At 65.1% G+C, this 1,162-nt stretch carries 1 protein-coding gene; it reads right to left on the bottom strand.

Features of this window, described 5'->3' with window-relative positions; all coding sequences use genetic code 11:
• A partial coding sequence (locus AC07VI_RS29285) for a maltoporin (protein WP_494808844.1) occupies positions 1-1,162 on the bottom strand: 1,162 nt, incomplete at both ends.

The following is a 1,162-nucleotide window of genomic DNA, read 5'->3' as shown; positions in this document are numbered from 1 at the left end:
ACGGGACCGGAGTTGTTCGACGCGTTGACCGAGGCGGTGGCCGCATCGTTCCATTTGCCATAGGTCACGAAAGCGCGCAGTTCAGGACGCGACCACAGGCCGGGACCGGCCGAGATCGTCGGCGCGATGGTCAGCTTGGTCAGGCGCTTGGCCGGCAGGCCGCCCGCCTGCGTCACGCGGTCCGTGCCCAGTTCCGTCACCAGCTTGAAGTTGTTGGTGAACGCATACACAGGACGCACGCCGACCGAGGTCCAGGTCGAGGAACCGCTGGCGTTCGACTCGTCTTTTTGCCACAGGGCAACGAATTCCATGCCGAAGTTGTCCATCGGCTGCACCGCCATGTCGTTGAAGATGCGCGTGCGCTTGACGTCCGAACCGAACGAGGTGCTGCCCGAGGCGCCCATCTGGCCGTTGCCGGAACCGCCCACGCCGGGGCCGACGCCGTACTGCACGCCGAAGGTGTTCGAGCCGCCGAATACCTTGCCTTGACGGTGGAAGGCCGACAGCTGCCAGCCATTGTGTTTCGGACCGTAGCCGTCGTTGTCCTTGCCCTGGCCGATGATGTAGGTGGCGGCGATGTCGAGCAAGCCGTCCTGGTTTACGGGAATGTCGCCGTAGATCAGGTTCTGGCGCACGGCCGACGTGGTGCCCACCGCGTTGGTGACGGGGTTCACGTTGCGCACGTCGTTATCCTTGAAGAAGGCGTACGACAGCTTGCCCGGACCCACGGGAATGCGGTCCAGGCCGGCGCCCGTGCCGTTCATGTTGATGTACTGCAAGTCCAGCATGTGGATGTCGGGACGGTAGTAGAAACGCTTGCCGACCCAGGCCGTGCCGCCGCTCAGGAAGTCCAGTCCCTGCGCTTCCACGTAGGCCTTGACGATGCCCAGCTTGCGGTCGCCGAAATCGGAGGTCGGCGCGTAGGCGTTGACCCAGATGGTGGCCAGGTAGCTGACGTCGCCGGACTTGGCGATGGCCTTGGTGTAGCCGAATTCCGTGTAGGCGTCGCACTCATTGCCCAGACGATATTTCATGGTATTGCCGCCCAGGCCATAGCAGCTTTGCGGGCCGCCGCCGTCGGCGGTGGTGCTGCCGGCGCCGGCGCGCAGGTAGCCGTGGAAGCCTTCCGCGTCGCCAGGGTACATGGGGCCGGCTGCGGCGG

It is taken from the genome of Janthinobacterium sp. GW821-FHT03A03 (genome assembly GCF_059421435.1).
The sequence above is the reverse complement of the archived record's forward strand: the minus strand, read 5'-3'. Positions and strand labels throughout refer to the sequence as shown.